The 1,521-nt window shown below is 70.7% G+C and carries 1 protein-coding gene; it reads left to right on the top strand.

Annotated features, from left to right (window positions below; all coding sequences use genetic code 11):
* Positions 1–74: 74 nt before the first annotated feature.
* A partial coding sequence (locus tag D8M34_RS17840) for a WD40 repeat domain-containing protein (protein ID WP_161973091.1) occupies positions 75–1,521 on the top strand: 1,447 nt, incomplete at its 3' end.

The following is a 1,521-nucleotide window of genomic DNA, read 5'->3' as shown; positions in this document are numbered from 1 at the left end:
TGACCGGGCTCGCGGTAGTTCCCGGCCGCCCGGTCGTTATCAGCAGCGTGGCCAGCGCGAGGTCAGATCAGAGCGTGCTGCAGGTATGGAGCGTCGCCGACCCGCACCGCCCAACAGCGCTGACCCCGGAGTTGCCGAGCGGGCCAGCGGGGATTAACGCTCTGGCGGTCAGCCCGGACGGCAAGCTGCTGATCGCAATGGATGAGGATGGTGTCCTGGGTCTCTGGAACATCACCGACCCCGCCCGTCCGGTCGACCTCGGTGTACGGCTCCCCGGAGCAAGCACGAAGGTCTACGGACGCGGTCTGGTGGTCAGCCCGGCCGGCACCACTCTGACAGCCGCGGGGGACGTGGGCACGGTCGCCCGGTGGAACATCACCGACCCCGCCCGTCCGATCGCGCTGCCGCCACTGGACGGCGGCACGCCCCGAACCCAGGCCGTCGCGATCAGCCCCGACGGGGCCGTCCTCGCCGCCGGTGGCGTCGCCGGCGCCCTCCGGCTATGGGACACCTCGGATCCGGCCCGGCCCCGACTGATCGCACAGCCGCCCGTCGACCGAGCTTCATCCATTCTCGCGGCCGCTATCAGCCCGGACGGCACCACTCTGGCGGCGGCGTCGTCGGACAGCAGCGTGACGTTGTGGAACATCGCTGATCCCACCCGGCCGATCCCGCTCGGGCAGCCCTTGCGTACGGACAGCGGCCGCGGCATCGGTTCGGTCCAGTTCAGCCCGGACGGGAAGAAGCTGATCGCCGGAAGCGGTGACGGGATCATCCGAGTGTGGTCGCTGCCGCAGACCCGGCTGACCGCCAGCTCGGGCACCGCGGTGGATCTGGCGTTCCGCGACGACGACGGGATGTTGGCGGTTGGGAACCTGGACAACAACTCGATCTATCTGTGGGACACCACCGATCCGAGCTCGCCGGCCCGGGTGGGTCCTCCGTTGTCGCAGGGCGGTGCTCTTCGCGCCCGCGGGTTCAACGTCGATTTCGTCGGACGCGACGACGACGTGCTTGTCCGCAGCGGCGGGCGCACCTTCCGCGCGTGGAGCATGCGAGACCCACGTCAGCCCACCCCGTTGCGTCCGCACCTTGTTCTACTCGTGGAGGTCCGCGGCCAGGCGATCGGCGCCGTCGGACGCACCCGCGGGGTGGGGGGTGGGGATTGTGCCCCCCGGCTCTTCGATCTCACCGATCCGACGCGGCCCATGCCGCTTAATGTCTCGTTGGCCGGCACTCGCGGCGAGATCGTCACCTCCCTCGATTTCAGTCCGGACGGGCGCACACTGGCCACAGCGGGACACGACGGTCAGGTCCGGCTCTGGGCTACCAGCGAGCCCTCCCGAGCCCCTGCTGTCGGTGCCCCGTTGGTCGGGCATACCGACAACATCTATGGGCTGGTCTTCCGTCCCGACGGCACGCCGCTGGCCAGCGCCGGTTTCGACCACACCGTCCGGCCCTGGGCCACCCCCGACCCGGCATCAGCCCGGGCACAGCGCCCGCCGCTCGCCGCGCAGCCCC

The sequence above is a fragment of the Microbacterium sp. HSID17254 genome (assembly GCF_003989315.1).
GTDB lineage: Bacteria > Actinomycetota > Actinomycetes > Actinomycetales > Microbacteriaceae > Microbacterium.
Note: the sequence above shows the minus strand (reverse complement) of the source record. Positions and strands in the feature narration are given on the sequence as shown.